Annotated in this window: 18 protein-coding genes, 1 riboswitch and 1 other annotated feature; of the genes, 6 read left to right on the forward strand and 12 right to left on the reverse strand. The window is 34.8% G+C overall.

The window, feature by feature from the left end; genetic code table 11:
• Positions 1–131: 131 nt before the first annotated feature.
• From tyrS to AC1DMU_RS22995, 5 genes are all read right to left on the reverse strand, one after another.
• Positions 132–1,394 carry a tyrosine--tRNA ligase gene (gene tyrS / locus AC1DMU_RS22975; RefSeq protein ID WP_088064773.1) on the reverse strand — a complete coding sequence of 421 codons (1,263 nt, stop codon included), beginning with the start codon at positions 1,392–1,394 and terminating at the stop codon, positions 132–134.
• Between the two features lie 50 nt (positions 1,395–1,444).
• Positions 1,445–1,660: a binding site (T-box leader), on the reverse strand.
• 108 nt (positions 1,661–1,768) lie between these two features.
• Positions 1,769–2,683 carry a UDP-N-acetylmuramate dehydrogenase gene (gene murB, locus AC1DMU_RS22980; RefSeq protein WP_048542427.1) on the reverse strand — a complete coding sequence of 305 codons (915 nt, stop codon included), beginning with the start codon at positions 2,681–2,683 and terminating at the stop codon, positions 1,769–1,771.
• A gap of 388 nt (positions 2,684–3,071) precedes the next feature.
• Positions 3,072–3,467, reverse strand: coding sequence for an SET domain-containing protein (locus AC1DMU_RS22985; protein WP_000573650.1), 396 nt, complete (start codon positions 3,465–3,467; stop codon positions 3,072–3,074).
• Positions 3,468–3,678: 211 nt separating this feature from the next.
• Entirely contained in the window at positions 3,679–5,181 is a 1,503-nt protein-coding gene (locus tag AC1DMU_RS22990) for a DUF4077 domain-containing protein (RefSeq protein WP_088064774.1), read from the reverse strand.
• A 34-nt stretch (positions 5,182–5,215) separates the two neighbouring features.
• Positions 5,216–6,274, reverse strand: a complete 1,059-nt coding sequence (locus AC1DMU_RS22995) for an endonuclease/exonuclease/phosphatase family protein (protein ID WP_088064775.1) — start codon at positions 6,272–6,274, stop codon at positions 5,216–5,218.
• A gap of 220 nt (positions 6,275–6,494) precedes the next feature.
• Positions 6,495–6,554: riboswitch (Fluoride riboswitch) on the forward strand.
• A 54-nt stretch (positions 6,555–6,608) separates the two neighbouring features.
• Between AC1DMU_RS22995 and crcB (AC1DMU_RS23000) the strand changes: the two genes are divergently transcribed.
• The gene (gene crcB / locus AC1DMU_RS23000; RefSeq protein ID WP_176546148.1) at positions 6,609–7,013 is read left to right on the forward strand and encodes a fluoride efflux transporter CrcB; all 405 of its coding nucleotides are present in this window, start codon (positions 6,609–6,611) and stop codon (positions 7,011–7,013) included.
• Positions 7,010–7,366, forward strand: coding sequence for a fluoride efflux transporter CrcB (gene crcB, locus AC1DMU_RS23005; RefSeq protein WP_088064776.1), 357 nt, complete (start codon positions 7,010–7,012; stop codon positions 7,364–7,366). The genes crcB (AC1DMU_RS23000) and crcB (AC1DMU_RS23005) overlap by 4 nt, the downstream gene beginning before the upstream one ends.
• 33 nt (positions 7,367–7,399) lie before the next feature.
• On the opposite strand, the gene AC1DMU_RS23010 is transcribed toward crcB (AC1DMU_RS23005), so the two are convergent.
• The 4 genes from AC1DMU_RS23010 to psiE form a co-directional block, all read right to left on the reverse strand.
• A complete protein-coding gene (locus AC1DMU_RS23010) occupies positions 7,400–7,639 on the reverse strand; it encodes a DUF3947 family protein (protein ID WP_476941580.1) in 240 nt (79 codons plus the stop codon).
• 63 nt (positions 7,640–7,702) lie between these two features.
• Positions 7,703–7,915 (reverse strand): DUF3955 domain-containing protein, encoded by a 213-nt coding sequence (locus tag AC1DMU_RS23015; protein ID WP_088064777.1) that lies wholly within the window; start codon positions 7,913–7,915, stop codon positions 7,703–7,705.
• A gap of 180 nt (positions 7,916–8,095) precedes the next feature.
• Positions 8,096–8,611, reverse strand: a complete 516-nt coding sequence (gene speG, locus AC1DMU_RS23020; RefSeq protein WP_088064778.1) for a spermidine N1-acetyltransferase — start codon at positions 8,609–8,611, stop codon at positions 8,096–8,098.
• Between the two features lie 142 nt (positions 8,612–8,753).
• A complete protein-coding gene (gene psiE / locus AC1DMU_RS23025) occupies positions 8,754–9,158 on the reverse strand; it encodes a phosphate-starvation-inducible protein PsiE (protein ID WP_000834706.1) in 405 nt (134 codons plus the stop codon).
• A 294-nt stretch (positions 9,159–9,452) separates the two neighbouring features.
• On the opposite strand from psiE, the gene AC1DMU_RS23030 reads away from it, so the two are divergent.
• Positions 9,453–10,010, forward strand: coding sequence for a cysteine hydrolase family protein (locus AC1DMU_RS23030; protein ID WP_088064779.1), 558 nt, complete (start codon positions 9,453–9,455; stop codon positions 10,008–10,010).
• Between the two features lie 40 nt (positions 10,011–10,050).
• Here AC1DMU_RS23030 and AC1DMU_RS23035 read toward each other — a convergent pair whose 3' ends face one another.
• Together AC1DMU_RS23035 and AC1DMU_RS23040 are read right to left on the reverse strand one after the other, a co-directional pair.
• Positions 10,051–10,479, reverse strand: coding sequence for an Lrp/AsnC family transcriptional regulator (locus AC1DMU_RS23035; RefSeq protein ID WP_223270633.1), 429 nt, complete (start codon positions 10,477–10,479; stop codon positions 10,051–10,053).
• A 289-nt stretch (positions 10,480–10,768) separates the two neighbouring features.
• Complete coding sequence (locus AC1DMU_RS23040; protein WP_002008929.1) at positions 10,769–11,200, reverse strand: Lrp/AsnC family transcriptional regulator; 432 nt, start codon at positions 11,198–11,200, stop codon at positions 10,769–10,771.
• A gap of 167 nt (positions 11,201–11,367) precedes the next feature.
• On the opposite strand from AC1DMU_RS23040, the gene AC1DMU_RS23045 reads away from it, so the two are divergent.
• The 3 genes from AC1DMU_RS23045 (at position 11,368) to AC1DMU_RS23055 (ending at position 13,862) form a co-directional block, all read left to right on the forward strand.
• Complete coding sequence (locus tag AC1DMU_RS23045; RefSeq protein WP_076541667.1) at positions 11,368–11,949, forward strand: beta-class carbonic anhydrase; 582 nt, start codon at positions 11,368–11,370, stop codon at positions 11,947–11,949.
• A 55-nt stretch (positions 11,950–12,004) separates the two neighbouring features.
• Positions 12,005–12,454, forward strand: a complete 450-nt coding sequence (gene cynS, locus AC1DMU_RS23050; protein WP_029443571.1) for a cyanase — start codon at positions 12,005–12,007, stop codon at positions 12,452–12,454.
• A gap of 127 nt (positions 12,455–12,581) precedes the next feature.
• Positions 12,582–13,862: a purine/pyrimidine permease gene (locus tag AC1DMU_RS23055; RefSeq protein ID WP_088064780.1), complete on the forward strand. Its 1,281-nt coding sequence runs from the start codon at positions 12,582–12,584 to the stop codon at positions 13,860–13,862.
• A 51-nt stretch (positions 13,863–13,913) separates the two neighbouring features.
• Here AC1DMU_RS23055 and AC1DMU_RS23060 read toward each other — a convergent pair.
• Positions 13,914–14,267, reverse strand: a 354-nt coding sequence (locus tag AC1DMU_RS23060; RefSeq protein ID WP_306627415.1) for a thiol-activated cytolysin C-terminal domain-containing protein, incomplete at its 5' end; no start/stop codon positions are given.

Here is a 14,267-nt window from a genome sequence, read left to right on the forward strand (position 1 = left end):
CTCTAACTTATTTATTCGGCAGAAGAATATTATAACCCTTTTAATTATCTAAATTTACTGATTATTTTATGTCTAAATTGTGTATATGAAAAGATGGAAGTATTCTTCCTACTCCCATCCTTTCACACAAATTATTCTCCTAACTTCACTAAGCTGTAGTTCTTCTTCCCTTTACGAATAATAATAAATCGTCCATCAAATGAATTTTCTACAGTAACATCTGTACCCACATCCGTTACTTTTTCGCCATTCATCGAAATAGCTCCATTATTAATATCTTCACGTGCTTGTCGTCTAGATGGCTCAATTCCTAAATCGACTAGCCATTCTACGATATTTTTCGTCTCCTTTGAAGACTGGAATGTTGGCATCTCTTTAAAGCCCTGCTCAATTTCATCAGCTGTTAATGATTTAATATCTCCGCTAAATAACGCTGCTGTAATTTTCACAGCTTGCAGGAAGGCCTCTTCTCCATGAACGAATTTCGTCATTTCTTCCGCTAATACTTTTTGCGCTTCACGTCTATGAGGCTCTGTTTCTACCTTCGTTGCCAATTCATCAATGCGCTCTTTCGTTAAGAACGTAAAGTATTTCAAGTATTTCACTACATCACGGTCATCTGTATTCACCCAAAACTGGTAAAATTCAAATGGTGTTGTTTTTTCAGGATCAAGCCAAACTGCACCACCTGCTGATTTACCGAACTTCGTACCATCTGATTTCAGTAATAACGGAATCGTTAATCCGAATACTTTCGCTTCGTGCCCTTCTAACTTACGAATTAAATCTAAACCACTCGTAATATTTCCCCATTGGTCACTACCACCAATTTGCAGTTGAACATCTTCTTTCGTGTATAAATGATGGAAGTCCATCGCTTGCAAAATTTGGTACGTAAATTCTGTAAAAGAAATTCCTGTATCTAAACGACTTGCTACAATATCCTTCGCTAACATGCTATTAATGCTAAAGTTCTTCCCGTAATCACGTAAAAACTCAATAATGTTTATTTCATGTGTCCAGTCGTAGTTATTTACCATCTTCACTTCGCTATTTCCGCCAAAATCAAATAGCTTTTTCATTTGCGCTGTTAACGCATCCACATTATGCTGAACTACTTCTAACGTTTGAAGTTGACGTTCTGATTGACGTCCGCTCGGATCACCAATCGTTCCTGTTGCCCCACCAATTAAAATAACTGGATGATGGCCAGCTAACTGAAATCTCTTCATCATCATAAACGGAATTAAATGTCCAATATGCATACTATCACCAGTCGGATCAACTCCGCAGTATAGTGAAATCTTTTTCTCTTCTACTAGCTTACGTAAACCTTCTTCATCAGTCTGTTGATTCACAGCGCCGCGCCATTCTAATTCATCAATAATATTCATCTTTTGTCATCCCCTTTATTTTTTAAAACAAAAAGTCCCTATGTCTATGACATAGGGACGATTATTCACCGTGTTACCACCCAGTTTGTATAAATAGCATAGCTACTCATACCACTCTTAGCAATAATATCGATTGCCAATCCGCTTAGCATTACCTAAGATACTCCAGAGTGTAATTCGCAAGTTTGTTTGTGCTAGGTTCCAGCAACCCCTAGCTCTCTCGTTAACAGTGACAAACTGCTACTGGGCTCTTTCAACGTATGTTATTTGTTAAATTATTAGCCATTATATTGAATTGAAAACAACTTGTCAACAATACCCAAATATTATTTTAAAATAATTCATACTTTTATACGCTTTTAATTCAAAGATTATTATAGATCTTCTCCAATAATCCTTACTTCTCGCTCTAACTTCACGCCAAATTTCTCTTCAACAGTCTTTTGTACAAAGTGAATTAAATCGATGTAATCTTGTGCTGTTCCGTTATCAACATTCACCATAAATCCAGCGTGTTTTAAAGAAACTTCCACTCCGCCAATTCGCTTACCTTGTAGTCCTGATTCTTGAATCAATTTACCAGCAAAGTTATTTGGTGGACGCTTAAATACACTACCACATGAAGGATATTCTAGAGGTTGTTTTGACTCACGTTTAAACGTTAAATCATCCATTTTTTCTTTAATTTCTTCACGCACACCTTCTTGAAGCTCAAATCTCGCTTCAAGAATAATGTAATGGTTGTTTGCAAATACACTCTTACGATATCCAAATTCAAATGCTTCTTTCGTTAAAGTACGTAACTCTCCATCACCTGTCATTACGACAGCTTCTGTTAATACAAACGATACTTCACCGCCGTATGCGCCAGCATTCATATATAAAGCTCCGCCAACTGAACCTGGAATACCACAAGCAAACTCAAGACCCGTTAAATTATGATCTAATGCAATACGTGATACATCAATAATTGCTGCACCACACTGTGCTACAATCGTCGTTCCTGTTACAGTCACATCTGTAATGTGAATTAAACTTACGGTAATCCCACGAATTCCACCATCTTTAATAATGACATTCGATCCATTTCCTAAAAACGTAACTGGAATATTATATTCGTTAGCATATTTGATAACTTCTTGAATTTCATCATAATTTGTCGGCGCAACGAACACATCTGCTTTTCCACCAACTTTAATATGCGTATGATTCTTTAACATTTCATCTTGTTTCACATGACCTTCAGGCAATACCGTACTTAAATATTTATAAACCTCTTGCATATTCATTTTACGATTCCTCTATTTCTATATTCTTTTTATCCCGTTATACGGGCCCATAATATCCCCACATACATGAACGAACCTAAAGTGGTGGATACAGTGTACCCAAAATCAATTCGAGACACCTATAAACCTCTTAATTTATAAGAGGTGCCACTCATATTAAAATATATATTGCATAATAAAGCAACCCAAATGGGCTACTAAACTTGACATGTCATCAGAAAGACAACAATTTGTAAAATATATTACTTTTTCAAAACACTATCCTTCAGTATCTTACTATACCATACGAAAATAAAGTGGTATTTTTTTGTAATCTTTTTTTATTTTCATCAATAAAAAAAGATGCTTTTACCTATGTAAAAGCATCTTTTTTATTACTTATTATAATTTACTTTTCGTTCTCTTCTTTTTCCTTATCAAACCATAATAGCTCATCGTCATCAACTTCACCATTATAATTGATTAGAATCTCTTCTCCCGCTTTTATATCTTTGTAAGCAAAGAAGTTAAACGTGTGATTCTCAAAGACAATATCATACGTTGCATTCGGATTATATGCATGATTAAATAACATGCCGTATCCTAAAAGGAATGCTGTATGATTTACCCCATACTCAAATGCGTAGTCAGCAAGTAACGTTTTCTCAATGTGTTCATGCTGTTCATTCGGATAAGAGATAACTGGTGCTGAGTGAATCAACTCACCCTTTTTAATATCACGAGTTGCAAATACCCCTCTATTAAATTCTCCATCACTAAGTTCAGAAGTCTTAACTTCGATCATATGCGTCACCTATATAATTCTTTCTTTGAAGTATTTTATTCCGCTATTTGCGGGGTTCAACTAATAATCAGTAGCGTATTGCCCCACTAATTAAAGTCTCAGTTTATCTCCTTAAGCTTGGCAGAAAACGCGCAGAAAAGCAATTAAATTACTATCAAGTATTCATTTAAATGAAAAAAGAGCACACATAGTGTGCCCTTTTTAAGAGATATTACTTTTCTAAAATATTTTCTAGCAACTTCACTTGCTCGCTAACAGTATGCAACGTCTTCACCGATATATCATTTCGATGTTTTTCTTCTTCCACACTTGCCAACACTTCTTCCGTAGCCGCAGAAGTTTGCTGAATTACATTAGAAGCATGTGTAACATCCTTTACGATATTTGTCGTTTTAACCTGCAAGTTTTCTTGATGACCAACAATCTCTCTCATTACATCATTAATTGCATCAATAAACTTTCCTAAATCCGTTACATTTGTTAAAACACTTGCTAGCATTTCATTACATTCTTCTTGTACTTTTTCTGATTTTTCTACCTGTACTTCCACTTTACTTGCCTGATTACTAAACTCCTTCAAAATACCTTGAATTCTCCCCGCAGAGCGATTTGATTCTTCGGCAAGCTTTAATACTTCATTCGCTACAATAGCAAATCCTTTTCCATGCTCGCCTGCTCTTGCCGCTTCAATATTTGCATTTAAAGCTAGCAAACTCGTCTGACTTGAGATATTCGTTATTACATCTACAATTTCGTTGATTTGCTTCGACTGCATCATTAAATCTCTAAATATAATTCCTGATTGTGAAACAACATCATTTAAACTTCTCATATTCGCTTCAAAATTTCGTAAAGTATGTACACTACCCTTTGAAATCTCTAAACTTTCATCAACACGAGTCGATGCATTTCTTACTTGCGAAATGATTTGTTCAATATTCCCTTCCATATCGTTCAATACTTCTACTGAACGTGCCATCATCTCTGATTGTGATTGAGTGCCAACTGCCACCTCTTCAAAAGCAAAATTAATTTCACTCATCGACTCCATCGATGTATTCATATTTTCTCTTAAGTGATTGAAATTATTATCTAGTTTCCCAACCGTTTCCTCAATCAGTCTTTGCGTTTCTTCTAGCTCCTGAGCTTTCCTCATTACTTCTTGCTTCTCATCACTTAAACGAGCTAACAAATTAGAGCCAATCTTCGTTACGCCCCACATTGCAATCGTTACGATCGCTAACAAGCTTGCGAAGTTTGCAGCTTCAGATGCCGCTGTATAAGCAAAAAATTGCTCCGGCCAATAACTACAAAGAATAAATGTGATAATAACCGCCACTCCGCCGAGAATGATAACGAGACGTTCACTTAAATAAATAAGTGAAACTGCTAATGTAAAGTAGACCATTTGAAATACAGCCGGACTTTCATTAAAAGCTTGTACCATAATGAAAGACATAATAAGCAACATAAATGTCATGATATATTTATACATCGCTTCCATGCTTTCTATAAAAGTAAACAGCGTTCCAAATACAACAACTGAAATACCACAAACCCAAAACGCTATTGCTCTCTCTGTAAAAATATATCCGTAATACCCAATCGCGATTATTCCAAGAAAGAAACTACAAATCGTAATGAACAGCAATAAATGATTTTTCTGTGATTCTTTCTCCAGGTTAGAAAAACAAGTTCTCTTTAACCACTCCATATATGAAGCCCCACCTTCTACTTATACATATCGATTACTTCAGCTTAAATACCGCACTTACTGGGTTATGATCGCTATTTTCAAACTTTAAATCTTTCCCTTGTACATTTACAATTTCCACATTCGGTGAAACGATAAAACCATCAATAATCGTGACAAAGTTTTCACCTTCCACATACTTCTTCACATCATCTCTCACAGTCATAACAGACGGATCTACAGCCCACTTAAAGCCACCATCAGTAAAGTCCTTTGGTAACTCCACTAACCACTCAGGACGCTCTTTCACAAACTTCGGATCACTTAACTGAGCGTTCGAAAGTAATTGATTCCAATCTCCGCCCATTATTACGTAATCACCATTTTCATAATGCTTGTTCATATATTCTTTTAAAAACTCTACTTGCTGTTTTCTAATTTTCCCGCCTTCATCATACGCAGACAAATGTAAATTTACGAGTCTCACAAACTTCCCATTATTAACAGGTATTTTATGCTCAACAATCGCTCGATCTAAATCAAACAAACGCTTTGGCCAAGGCTCCATTCCAGGAAGCTGGAACCTCTGCGCTGTTTGAACTGTATATTTAGAAAACGTACTTAATCCAGCCTCCGCATATCCCATTGGACTTGTAATTGGTACAGGGACCCATTTTGTGTCATAGTTCTTTCCGAACGACGAAGCATAATCAGGTAATCCTTTTTTCAAAAATTCATGCCCATTTACATCAAAAGATCGCATTGATTTTATATCAACTTCTTGTAATAACGTAAAATCACTATTCTCATTTTGTAAAAACGAAAGCATTTTCTTTAAATTCGTTTCCGTTTGCTCTTTACTACTTGAACCAGAACCTTTTCCACCATCCATAAAGAAGTCTTGATCCTTATCTAATCCAGCATATCCAATATTAAATGTTGTAACTTTAAATTCATTTCCAAGCGCTAACACGCGTTCCTTATTATTTTCCACCTTCAAACTTATAACATTAGCTGGCTGTTCTTTTGTAAGTGTCATATACGCTAAAAAACCACCTACAACTCCCACCCCTACTAAAATACATATAAGTACTATTTTTAATAATTTTTTCAAACGAACGACTCCTTTTCTAAAACTACCAATTTTACTTTTCTTTATTTTCAGTTAACTGAAGCGAATGACAGACATACGAAACATTTTATCATATCAAAAACCTTATATCACTATATTTAGTTTATAAGTATAAACTCTCTATCCTAAACCATCACATACATACAAAACAGCTCCACTTCTTCACTGGAAATTCTACGCAATTTTTAGTACACTATATGTAATAATCATAGGCGATGGAGTTCGCCATAACTGCTGCTTAGCTAATGACTCCTACCAGTAGTTATACTGGTAGGAGTCTATTTTTTTGAGCAAGCTATTTAAAGAGGTGAAGAAATTGATTTATATTATCGTTGGCATAGCCGGTATATTAGGAGCCCTTTCTCGCTATTATTTAGGTCTTACTATTCATACTTCATGGAATCATTCATTTCCGCTAGCTACATTGCTCATCAACTTACTCGGCTGCTTCTTATTAGCGTGGCTGACTACGTATATCGCTCGGAGAAACATCTTGTCTTCAGAAATTATCACAGGCATTGGGACTGGATTCATCGGTTCCTTTACGACGTTTTCAACATTCAGTGTAGAAACTGTTCAATTAATCCATCATTCTGAATGGACTACGGCTTTCTTATATGTATCATGCAGCATACTCGGTGGCCTCATTATGTCTGCTCTTGGCTATACACTAGGTGATTTCTTAATTAAGAAACATCTTACGGAAGGTGATCACTTATGATAGAAGCTTTATTAGTGGCAACAGGTGGATTTTTCGGTGCTATTACACGATTTGCAATTAGTAATTGGTTTAAAAAAAGAAATAAAACTTCCTTTCCAATTGCTACATTTCTCATTAATATAACAGGCGCGTTTTTACTCGGATATATAATTGGCAACGGGGTCACTACAGGTTGGCAATTATTATTAGGTACTGGATTTATGGGTGCCTTTACGACGTTTTCAACATTTAAACTAGAGTCCATTCAGCTCTTCAATCGTAAAAACTTTGGCATACTATTTCTATATTTAAGTGCTACTTATATTATTGGTATCCTTTTTGCATTCCTTGGAATGAAACTAGGCGGAATATAAAAAAAGAAAGCGACTCTTATCAGTCGCTTTCTTTCATAAGAAGTATGTCCCGCCATATGGAATGGAGAATAAACCCGCTGGATGCACATCGTAATGTACAATTTGCATCGGAGGCTGTGAGTACGACATATACTGCCCTTGCATCATTTGTGCAAAATATGCTTGCTGCTGCATTTGAATCGCTTGATTCACAACATGAATTGTCCCCTGTGCTCCTGCCAAAGTAATAGCCGATCCAACTTGCCTTTCAGGATAACAATAATGATTCACCATGATTCAGCTCACTTTTTATTTTTCTTCCCTATCGTATGTTTCTATTTCATGACAAGTGTTTTATTACGCTGTCTTTTTTCGAAGCACCGAGAAAAGAGCCACACACAAAATTGCAACAATTCCAGTGAAAGTAAATAAATATGCTAACGGAATTAAGTAAAATGGCTCCACTAAAGTTCCATCTCGTTTTACTTCCGAACCAATTACATTAAACATAATGATACATAACACTCCTAAAAATATTGGACTAGAAGCTAATAAATATTTTTTCATCATATATTCTCCTTTGATTTCACAATTAATTTATCTGCATTCCTTTTTACTATTATCACTACCATCATAATAAGCCCACTAACATTCTCAGTCAATAACTATTTATTGTTTTACAATAAATATTTATTGTTAAACACAACAAAAAGGCTATAGACAATCATTATCTATAGCCTTTTCACTCCATTATTTCGTTCTAAAATATTGCTTCTGAAACATACACATTCTTATCGCATTATGGTAGTTACCATCAACGAAAAATTCGTCGAGAAGTTCTCCTTCTACCATAAATCCAACTTTTTTATAAACATGTACTGCTTTTTCATTCTCTTTATCAACAACTAAATAGAGTTTATGCATATTTAATACAGAAAAAGCGTAATCCATCGCTAAACGCGTCGCTTCCGCTGCATAACCATGTCCTTGATAATTCGGATCAATAATAATCTGGAATTCTGTTCTTCGATGAATATAATCAATTTCCACTAACTCAACTAATCCAACCATCTCATTATCTTTCTCTAGGATAAAACGCCGTTCACTTTGATCATGTATATGTTTATCGTATAAATCCTGCAGCTCCACAAATGCCTCATATGGCTCTTCAAACCAATACGACATAATATGTGCATTATTATTCAGTTCGTGTACAAACTTTAAATCTTCTCGTTCTAAAGGACGTAACTTCAAATCCTGACTCATTGCTATAACCTCCAAGTAAAAGAAACTTCTTCACTTAATTTCTCAATTTTTTTCAATTTCAAACGCCCTAATTTCATTGTAAACTTTCAAGTAACTTGAATGTCAAGACGTAAAAAAGTAGTGCAAACTTACGTCTGCACTACTACTCTTTTCTCAAATCTCTCATATTTGATATGTATAAAGCAATGACTAAAACAAGAATGGATCCCGCATATAACAACGTCTCCATCGGTTCCTCATGAGATACGATAATTAAACGAATTAACGCCGTAATTCCGATATAAATAAAATAACGTAACGGGAAATGATAATTCGACTTAAAATACTTAATAATCAATGCGATGAACTCGAAGTATAAGAAGTAGACGATAATACTTTCAACCAATTTATACGATGTATACTCCTTTTCCGAAAAGATATACTGCACAAATGTAATTGTCTCATTCACTAAGAAAATCGATAACACAATGGATAATATAATTAAAGCTATATTTAATATCCATTGCAAAACACTAGCTATAAGATGATCGATATTAAACGACTTCATTTTATCTTTAAACTCCCCTTCGTGTAAGTACGTATTTATTATAGCAAAATTATACTAGCAAAAGTGTTAAATCAAATATGATCGTCCTCTTTCACTATCACTTCACCATCCTGATATTTACGCTTAATATAGCCGTTTCCCCAATCTTTACTTTGTATCTTTTAGCTTTTTCACAATGAAACTATATGCGTCAAAATCGTTTCATGACATTATTACCTGCACATACCTACACTTTATATAATAACGGTACAGTACAAACAACGTACTGTACAAATATATGTGGGGGGATTAACTATGAACGAAGCGTTACTATTAGTCGACATACAAAATGATTACTTTAAAGGCGGCAATATGGAATTGCATCAACCTGAAAAAGCCGCACAAAAAGCGCAAGAAGTCTTGAAAGTATTTCGTGAAAAATATAACACAGTTATTCACGTACAACATATTGCGAACAATGAAGGAGCTACTTTCTTCTTACCTGAAACAGTAGGTGTTCAAATTCATGATGATGTACAACCGATTGCTAACGAAAGAGTCATACAAAAACATCACCCTAACAGTTTTTTAAGAACCAATTTATTTGAAACATTAAAGAAGGAAAAAATAGATCAACTAGTCATTTGCGGTATGATGACTCACGTATGTATTGATGCAACAGTACGTGCTGCCAGTGATTTAGGATTTCAATGTGTTGTAATTGAAGATGCTTGTACAACAAAAGATTTAGAATTTCAAGGAAATCTAATCCCCGCAGTACACGCTCATCAGTCATTCATGAGCGCATTAGAGTTTGGTGATATTTATGCAAAAGTCATGTCAGCAAACAATTTTATAAACAAAAACAAATAAAGAATTCCATTTCCATATAAAAAAAGAAAGGATAAATATGTTATTCTTTCTTTTTTTCAATTGTCTTAATGACAGTATTTATACGATAATCACCATAATGTAAAACATCTGCAAGAGTCTCTTCTAATTGTTGATGTGAAGATGTGTGAAGAATCATGATATAACAGCCATCGCCACTTATACGATACATTTCAGTAATTACGTCCGTTTTTTCAAAAAAGGTTTGAATTTGATTATGATAATGTGGTGCATGCAGAAATAGTGTAACAAACGTCATAATAGACCCTTCTAACTTAGCCCTATCGATATCTATCGTATATTTTTGAATGACACCTGCCTCTTCTAATTTATTAATTCGTTTCCCAACAGCCTGGCCAGTCAAATGTACTCTCTCTCCAATTTCCTTCCAGTTCATTCTAGCGTTTTCTTGTAGTAACTTTATAATTTTAAAATCTGTTGAATCGAACATGGACATCCCCTTCCTATAAGAATCCCTTCTATAAGATCTTCATTCCCCCCTACAATTCATCTCAAAAAATTTTACAATACAATCAATTAACTCTATTAGAAATTACATTATTGTTAACGGCTTTCCTTCTTCCTTACAATGTATTTTTTTAACAACTTTAAAAAGCCTTACTACACATAAATTGTAGTAAGGCTCTGACTATTTAAGATAAACATGAAACGACTTCATTATCTCTATACAAATAAAGTTTAGCAAATAATGTTGCCATCCCCTCCAAGGAAAAGAAACCTTATTTCAACTTTCCTATTGATAAGTTAACACGATAATTCCCGTATTTTAATAGTCGTCCTAGAAAGTTATCTAAGTCTTCATTGGACGCAAAATGTGTTTTTAATAAATAACACCCCTCACCACTTATACGGTGTACTTCAGAAATCCCTTCTTCTCCTTGAAAGAAATTCATAAACTCTTGGTGATTAGCTGTTGTTACGAACAAAGTAACAAATGCAGTCACTACTTGTCCTAATTTGATTCGGTTTATTGCAATTGTATACTGTTCAATAATCCCTAAATCCTCTAATCTTCGAATTCGATTTCCTACGGCCTGCCCCGTCATATGTATTTTTTGGCCAAGCTCTTTCCATTGTATTCTTGAGTTTTCTCCTAATAATTTCAGTATCTCAAAATCTGTTTGATCAATGATATAAACCAATCCTTTCACCGTGAAAGTAGAAAGCCCGAAAGTGTTTCGCCAACTTATTCTGCTTATCGATACAATTCACTATACTTAGTTTATCCTCTTACATCACATTATTTATCAGTTATATTTACTTATAACATAGAGGACGCAACAAAAAAATACATCTAGATTTAAAGGAGGTTACAAATATGTTATTACAAGAAATTCTATCGTTCAATGAACAATTTGTAGAAAATAAGGAATACGCTCCTCGTGAAGCGACAAAAATGCCTAAAAAACGTATGGTTGTTGTTTCTTGCATGGATGCTCGTTTAATTGAGCTACTTCCAAAAGCTTTAGATATACACGATGGTGATGCAAAAGTCATCAGAAATGCAGGTGGTAAAATTGCTTCTGCTTTCGATAGTGTTATGCAAAGTGTTGTCGCGTCAGTATACGATTTAAATGCAGATGAAATCTTCCTTATTGGACACCATAGATGTGGTGCGAGCCAAACGAATCCAAAAGGAACACTTCAAAAAATATTAGATCGTGGAGTAGCTTCACCAGAAATTTTATCAGCGATTGAATATGCTGGTGTTGACCTTAAAAAATGGTTATTCGGATTCGATGATGTTTGCGATTCAACACAAGCTAATGTTGATTTAGTAAGAAATCACCCACTTATTCCAAAAGATGTTCCTGTACACGGTTTAGTTATTGACCCTCACACAGGTAAATTAGATGTAGTGGTTGATGGATATAAAGCGTTAAATAGTGAAGCAAAATAATAATTATTACGTACATGAAGGGAAGTTATGAGATATGAAAAGACAAGTATTAGATATGAATAGACAAGAAGCTACGCAAAAAATTCTAGCGGCAAAAATTAAAAAAGGGTTAACTTGGGAAGAAATTGCAAAAGTAAGTGAAAACTCTGAGACTTGGGTTGTAACAGCGTTATTAGGACAAGCTACAATGACACGTCCAGAAGCAGAAAAAATCGGTAAACTATTAGAATTAGATGAAGAAGTAGTTCAAGCATTAACAGTAGTTCCACTTCGTGGCCAAGTAATGGAAATGCCTCCTACTGACCCGATTGCATATCGTTTATATGAAATGATGTTACAATATGCACCAACTATTAGAGAGTTAATCTTAGAAAAAGCGGGCGAAGGTGTAATGAGTGCGATTAACTTCAACCTAGGTGTGGATACACAAGAAGATCCAAAAGGTGGCGATCCTCGTATCGTGATTACACTTAATGGGAAATTCTTACCATTCCGTACATGGTAATTAATTAAAAATCTATCTATATAATTAAAATAATTTTATAGATTTAATAAATCCATCCTTTTTAATCTAACTGTGTAGAAAGGATGGATTTTTACTATGAGATTCTTTTTCGGCAAAGGAGAATAATATGAATAAAAAACACTTTGATACGAGTTTTAGTATTCTACAATGGTTTGTGTTTCTATTAGCAAATGCAATTGCGTTACCTATCATTATTGGTGGCATATTTCATTTACCAATAGAAGATATCTCAACATTAATGCAGCGGACTTTTTTAGTCGTGGGAGTAAGTTCGTTTCTACAAGCGTGGTTTGGGCATCGTTACCCCATTGCGGACGGGCCAGCCGGTTCATGGGTAAGTATATTTGTCATATTGGGACAAGTCGCTATGCATCAGGGACAAAGTGCAAAAGACGTGTTGCAACTTTTAGAAGGCGGATTAATTATTGCAGGTATATTACTCTTCTTTCTTGGTATAACAGGGCTTGTTCATCGAATCTTACGTTTATTTACACCCTTGGTTACAGGAACCTTTCTTTTAATATTATCTCTTCAGCTTAGTGGTGTGTTACTAAAAGGAATGATGGGATTACAAGGACCTGCAACTCATCCTGACTATACAACAGCTACTATTGCGCTCTTTGTTTTTGCCCTTATTACTTTCTTATCAATTAAAGGGAAAGGATGGATGAAAAGTTACGCTGTGTTACTTGGAATTTCATGTGGTTGGCTTTTGTATGCAGTATTAGGAAAATCATCTCATATGCCTTCACATACAACGCTAGTTAAGTTACCAGAGGTATTTGCTTGGGGGACACCTAGATTCGATATTGGAATGACTCTAACTGCAACTTTATTTACTTTTCTTTTAGTTGCAAATACAATTGCTGCTATTTCGGCTGTAAAACAAGTGGCTCCCCTATCTAAAGAAAATGAAAAGCAAACACTGAACCGTGGTGTATGGGGCGGAGGTATATCACATATTATCTCATCATTGTTCTCTACAATTGGAATTGTACCATTACCTGCATCAGCAGGATTCATTCAACTAACAGGTCAAAAAAAGGTGAAGTCGTTTCTTATAGCAAGTCTTATATTAGCAGGTATTTCTTTTATCCCCTCAATTGTAAACTTTATATCCTTGCTACCAGGTCCTATTGCTAATTCTGCACTTTTAGCTACATTTGTCCAAGTAATAGGCATTGCATTTCAATCCATTTTACTTGAAGAATTAAAGCAACGCCGATTAACTATATTAGGAATTTCATTATTAATCAGTTTGGGAATAATGTTTCTTCCAGAAAGTGCATTTAGCGGAGTTCCTTCTTCCTTACAATATGTTTTAAGTAACGGATTACTCGTAGGTACTATAATCGTTATTTTGCTAGAGCAGTTTTGGAAAGAGTAAAATTTGTGACTAAGTAAAAAAGCGCCCTGATTACAGGGCGCTTTTTTATACCTAATGACTAATACTAGCCGTTGGGTATAATGTTGTTCCTCCAATTGAAACTTTTATTTCATTTGTTAATGGAACATTTTGTTCATTAATAATTGTTCTCCACCATTCCCATGCAAGACCAGTACATTCTCTAGCTACGATTTTTATATTTTTTGAATTTGGTGGAAGAGGGATAACTGTAGAGTAATGAGCTGTTTTGTCTCTGCCGCTACCATCCCATGTTTTATGTGTTAGTACTTCTTTCCCATTTTGATCAAATGTGAATTCATCCCAAGATACATCAAATTGAGCAACGTAAGCACCGTAATGATCAAGTGTCATTTTAGCACTTGAATATTCTGTAGTTGTCGTCTC

It is taken from the genome of Bacillus sp. 01N45, assembly GCF_056399205.1.

Bases quoted from the DNA above. Each gene is read 5' to 3' on its own strand.
- crcB (WP_088064776.1), top strand. From the start codon at position 7,010: ATGATAGAAGCTTTATTAGTGGCAACAGGTGGATTTTTCGGTGCTATT.
- speG (WP_088064778.1), bottom strand. From the start codon at position 8,611: ATGAGTCAGGATTTGAAGTTACGTCCTTTAGAACGAGAAGATTTAAAG.
- AC1DMU_RS23015 (WP_088064777.1), bottom strand. From the start codon at position 7,915: ATGATGAAAAAATATTTATTAGCTTCTAGTCCAATATTTTTAGGAGTG.
- psiE (WP_000834706.1), bottom strand. From the start codon at position 9,158: ATGAAGTCGTTTAATATCGATCATCTTATAGCTAGTGTTTTGCAATGG.
- AC1DMU_RS23010 (WP_476941580.1), bottom strand. From the start codon at position 7,639: ATGGTGAATCATTATTGTTATCCTGAAAGGCAAGTTGGATCGGCTATT.
- murB (WP_048542427.1), bottom strand. From the start codon at position 2,683: ATGAATATGCAAGAGGTTTATAAATATTTAAGTACGGTATTGCCTGAA.
- AC1DMU_RS23035 (WP_223270633.1), bottom strand. From the start codon at position 10,479: ATGTTCGATTCAACAGATTTTAAAATTATAAAGTTACTACAAGAAAAC.
- AC1DMU_RS23045 (WP_076541667.1), top strand. From the start codon at position 11,368: ATGTTATTACAAGAAATTCTATCGTTCAATGAACAATTTGTAGAAAAT.
- cynS (WP_029443571.1), top strand. From the start codon at position 12,005: ATGAATAGACAAGAAGCTACGCAAAAAATTCTAGCGGCAAAAATTAAA.
- AC1DMU_RS22990 (WP_088064774.1), bottom strand. From the start codon at position 5,181: ATGGAGTGGTTAAAGAGAACTTGTTTTTCTAACCTGGAGAAAGAATCA.
- tyrS (WP_088064773.1), bottom strand. From the start codon at position 1,394: ATGAATATTATTGATGAATTAGAATGGCGCGGCGCTGTGAATCAACAG.
- AC1DMU_RS23055 (WP_088064780.1), top strand. From the start codon at position 12,582: ATGAATAAAAAACACTTTGATACGAGTTTTAGTATTCTACAATGGTTT.
- AC1DMU_RS23030 (WP_088064779.1), top strand. From the start codon at position 9,453: ATGAACGAAGCGTTACTATTAGTCGACATACAAAATGATTACTTTAAA.
- AC1DMU_RS22985 (WP_000573650.1), bottom strand. From the start codon at position 3,467: ATGATCGAAGTTAAGACTTCTGAACTTAGTGATGGAGAATTTAATAGA.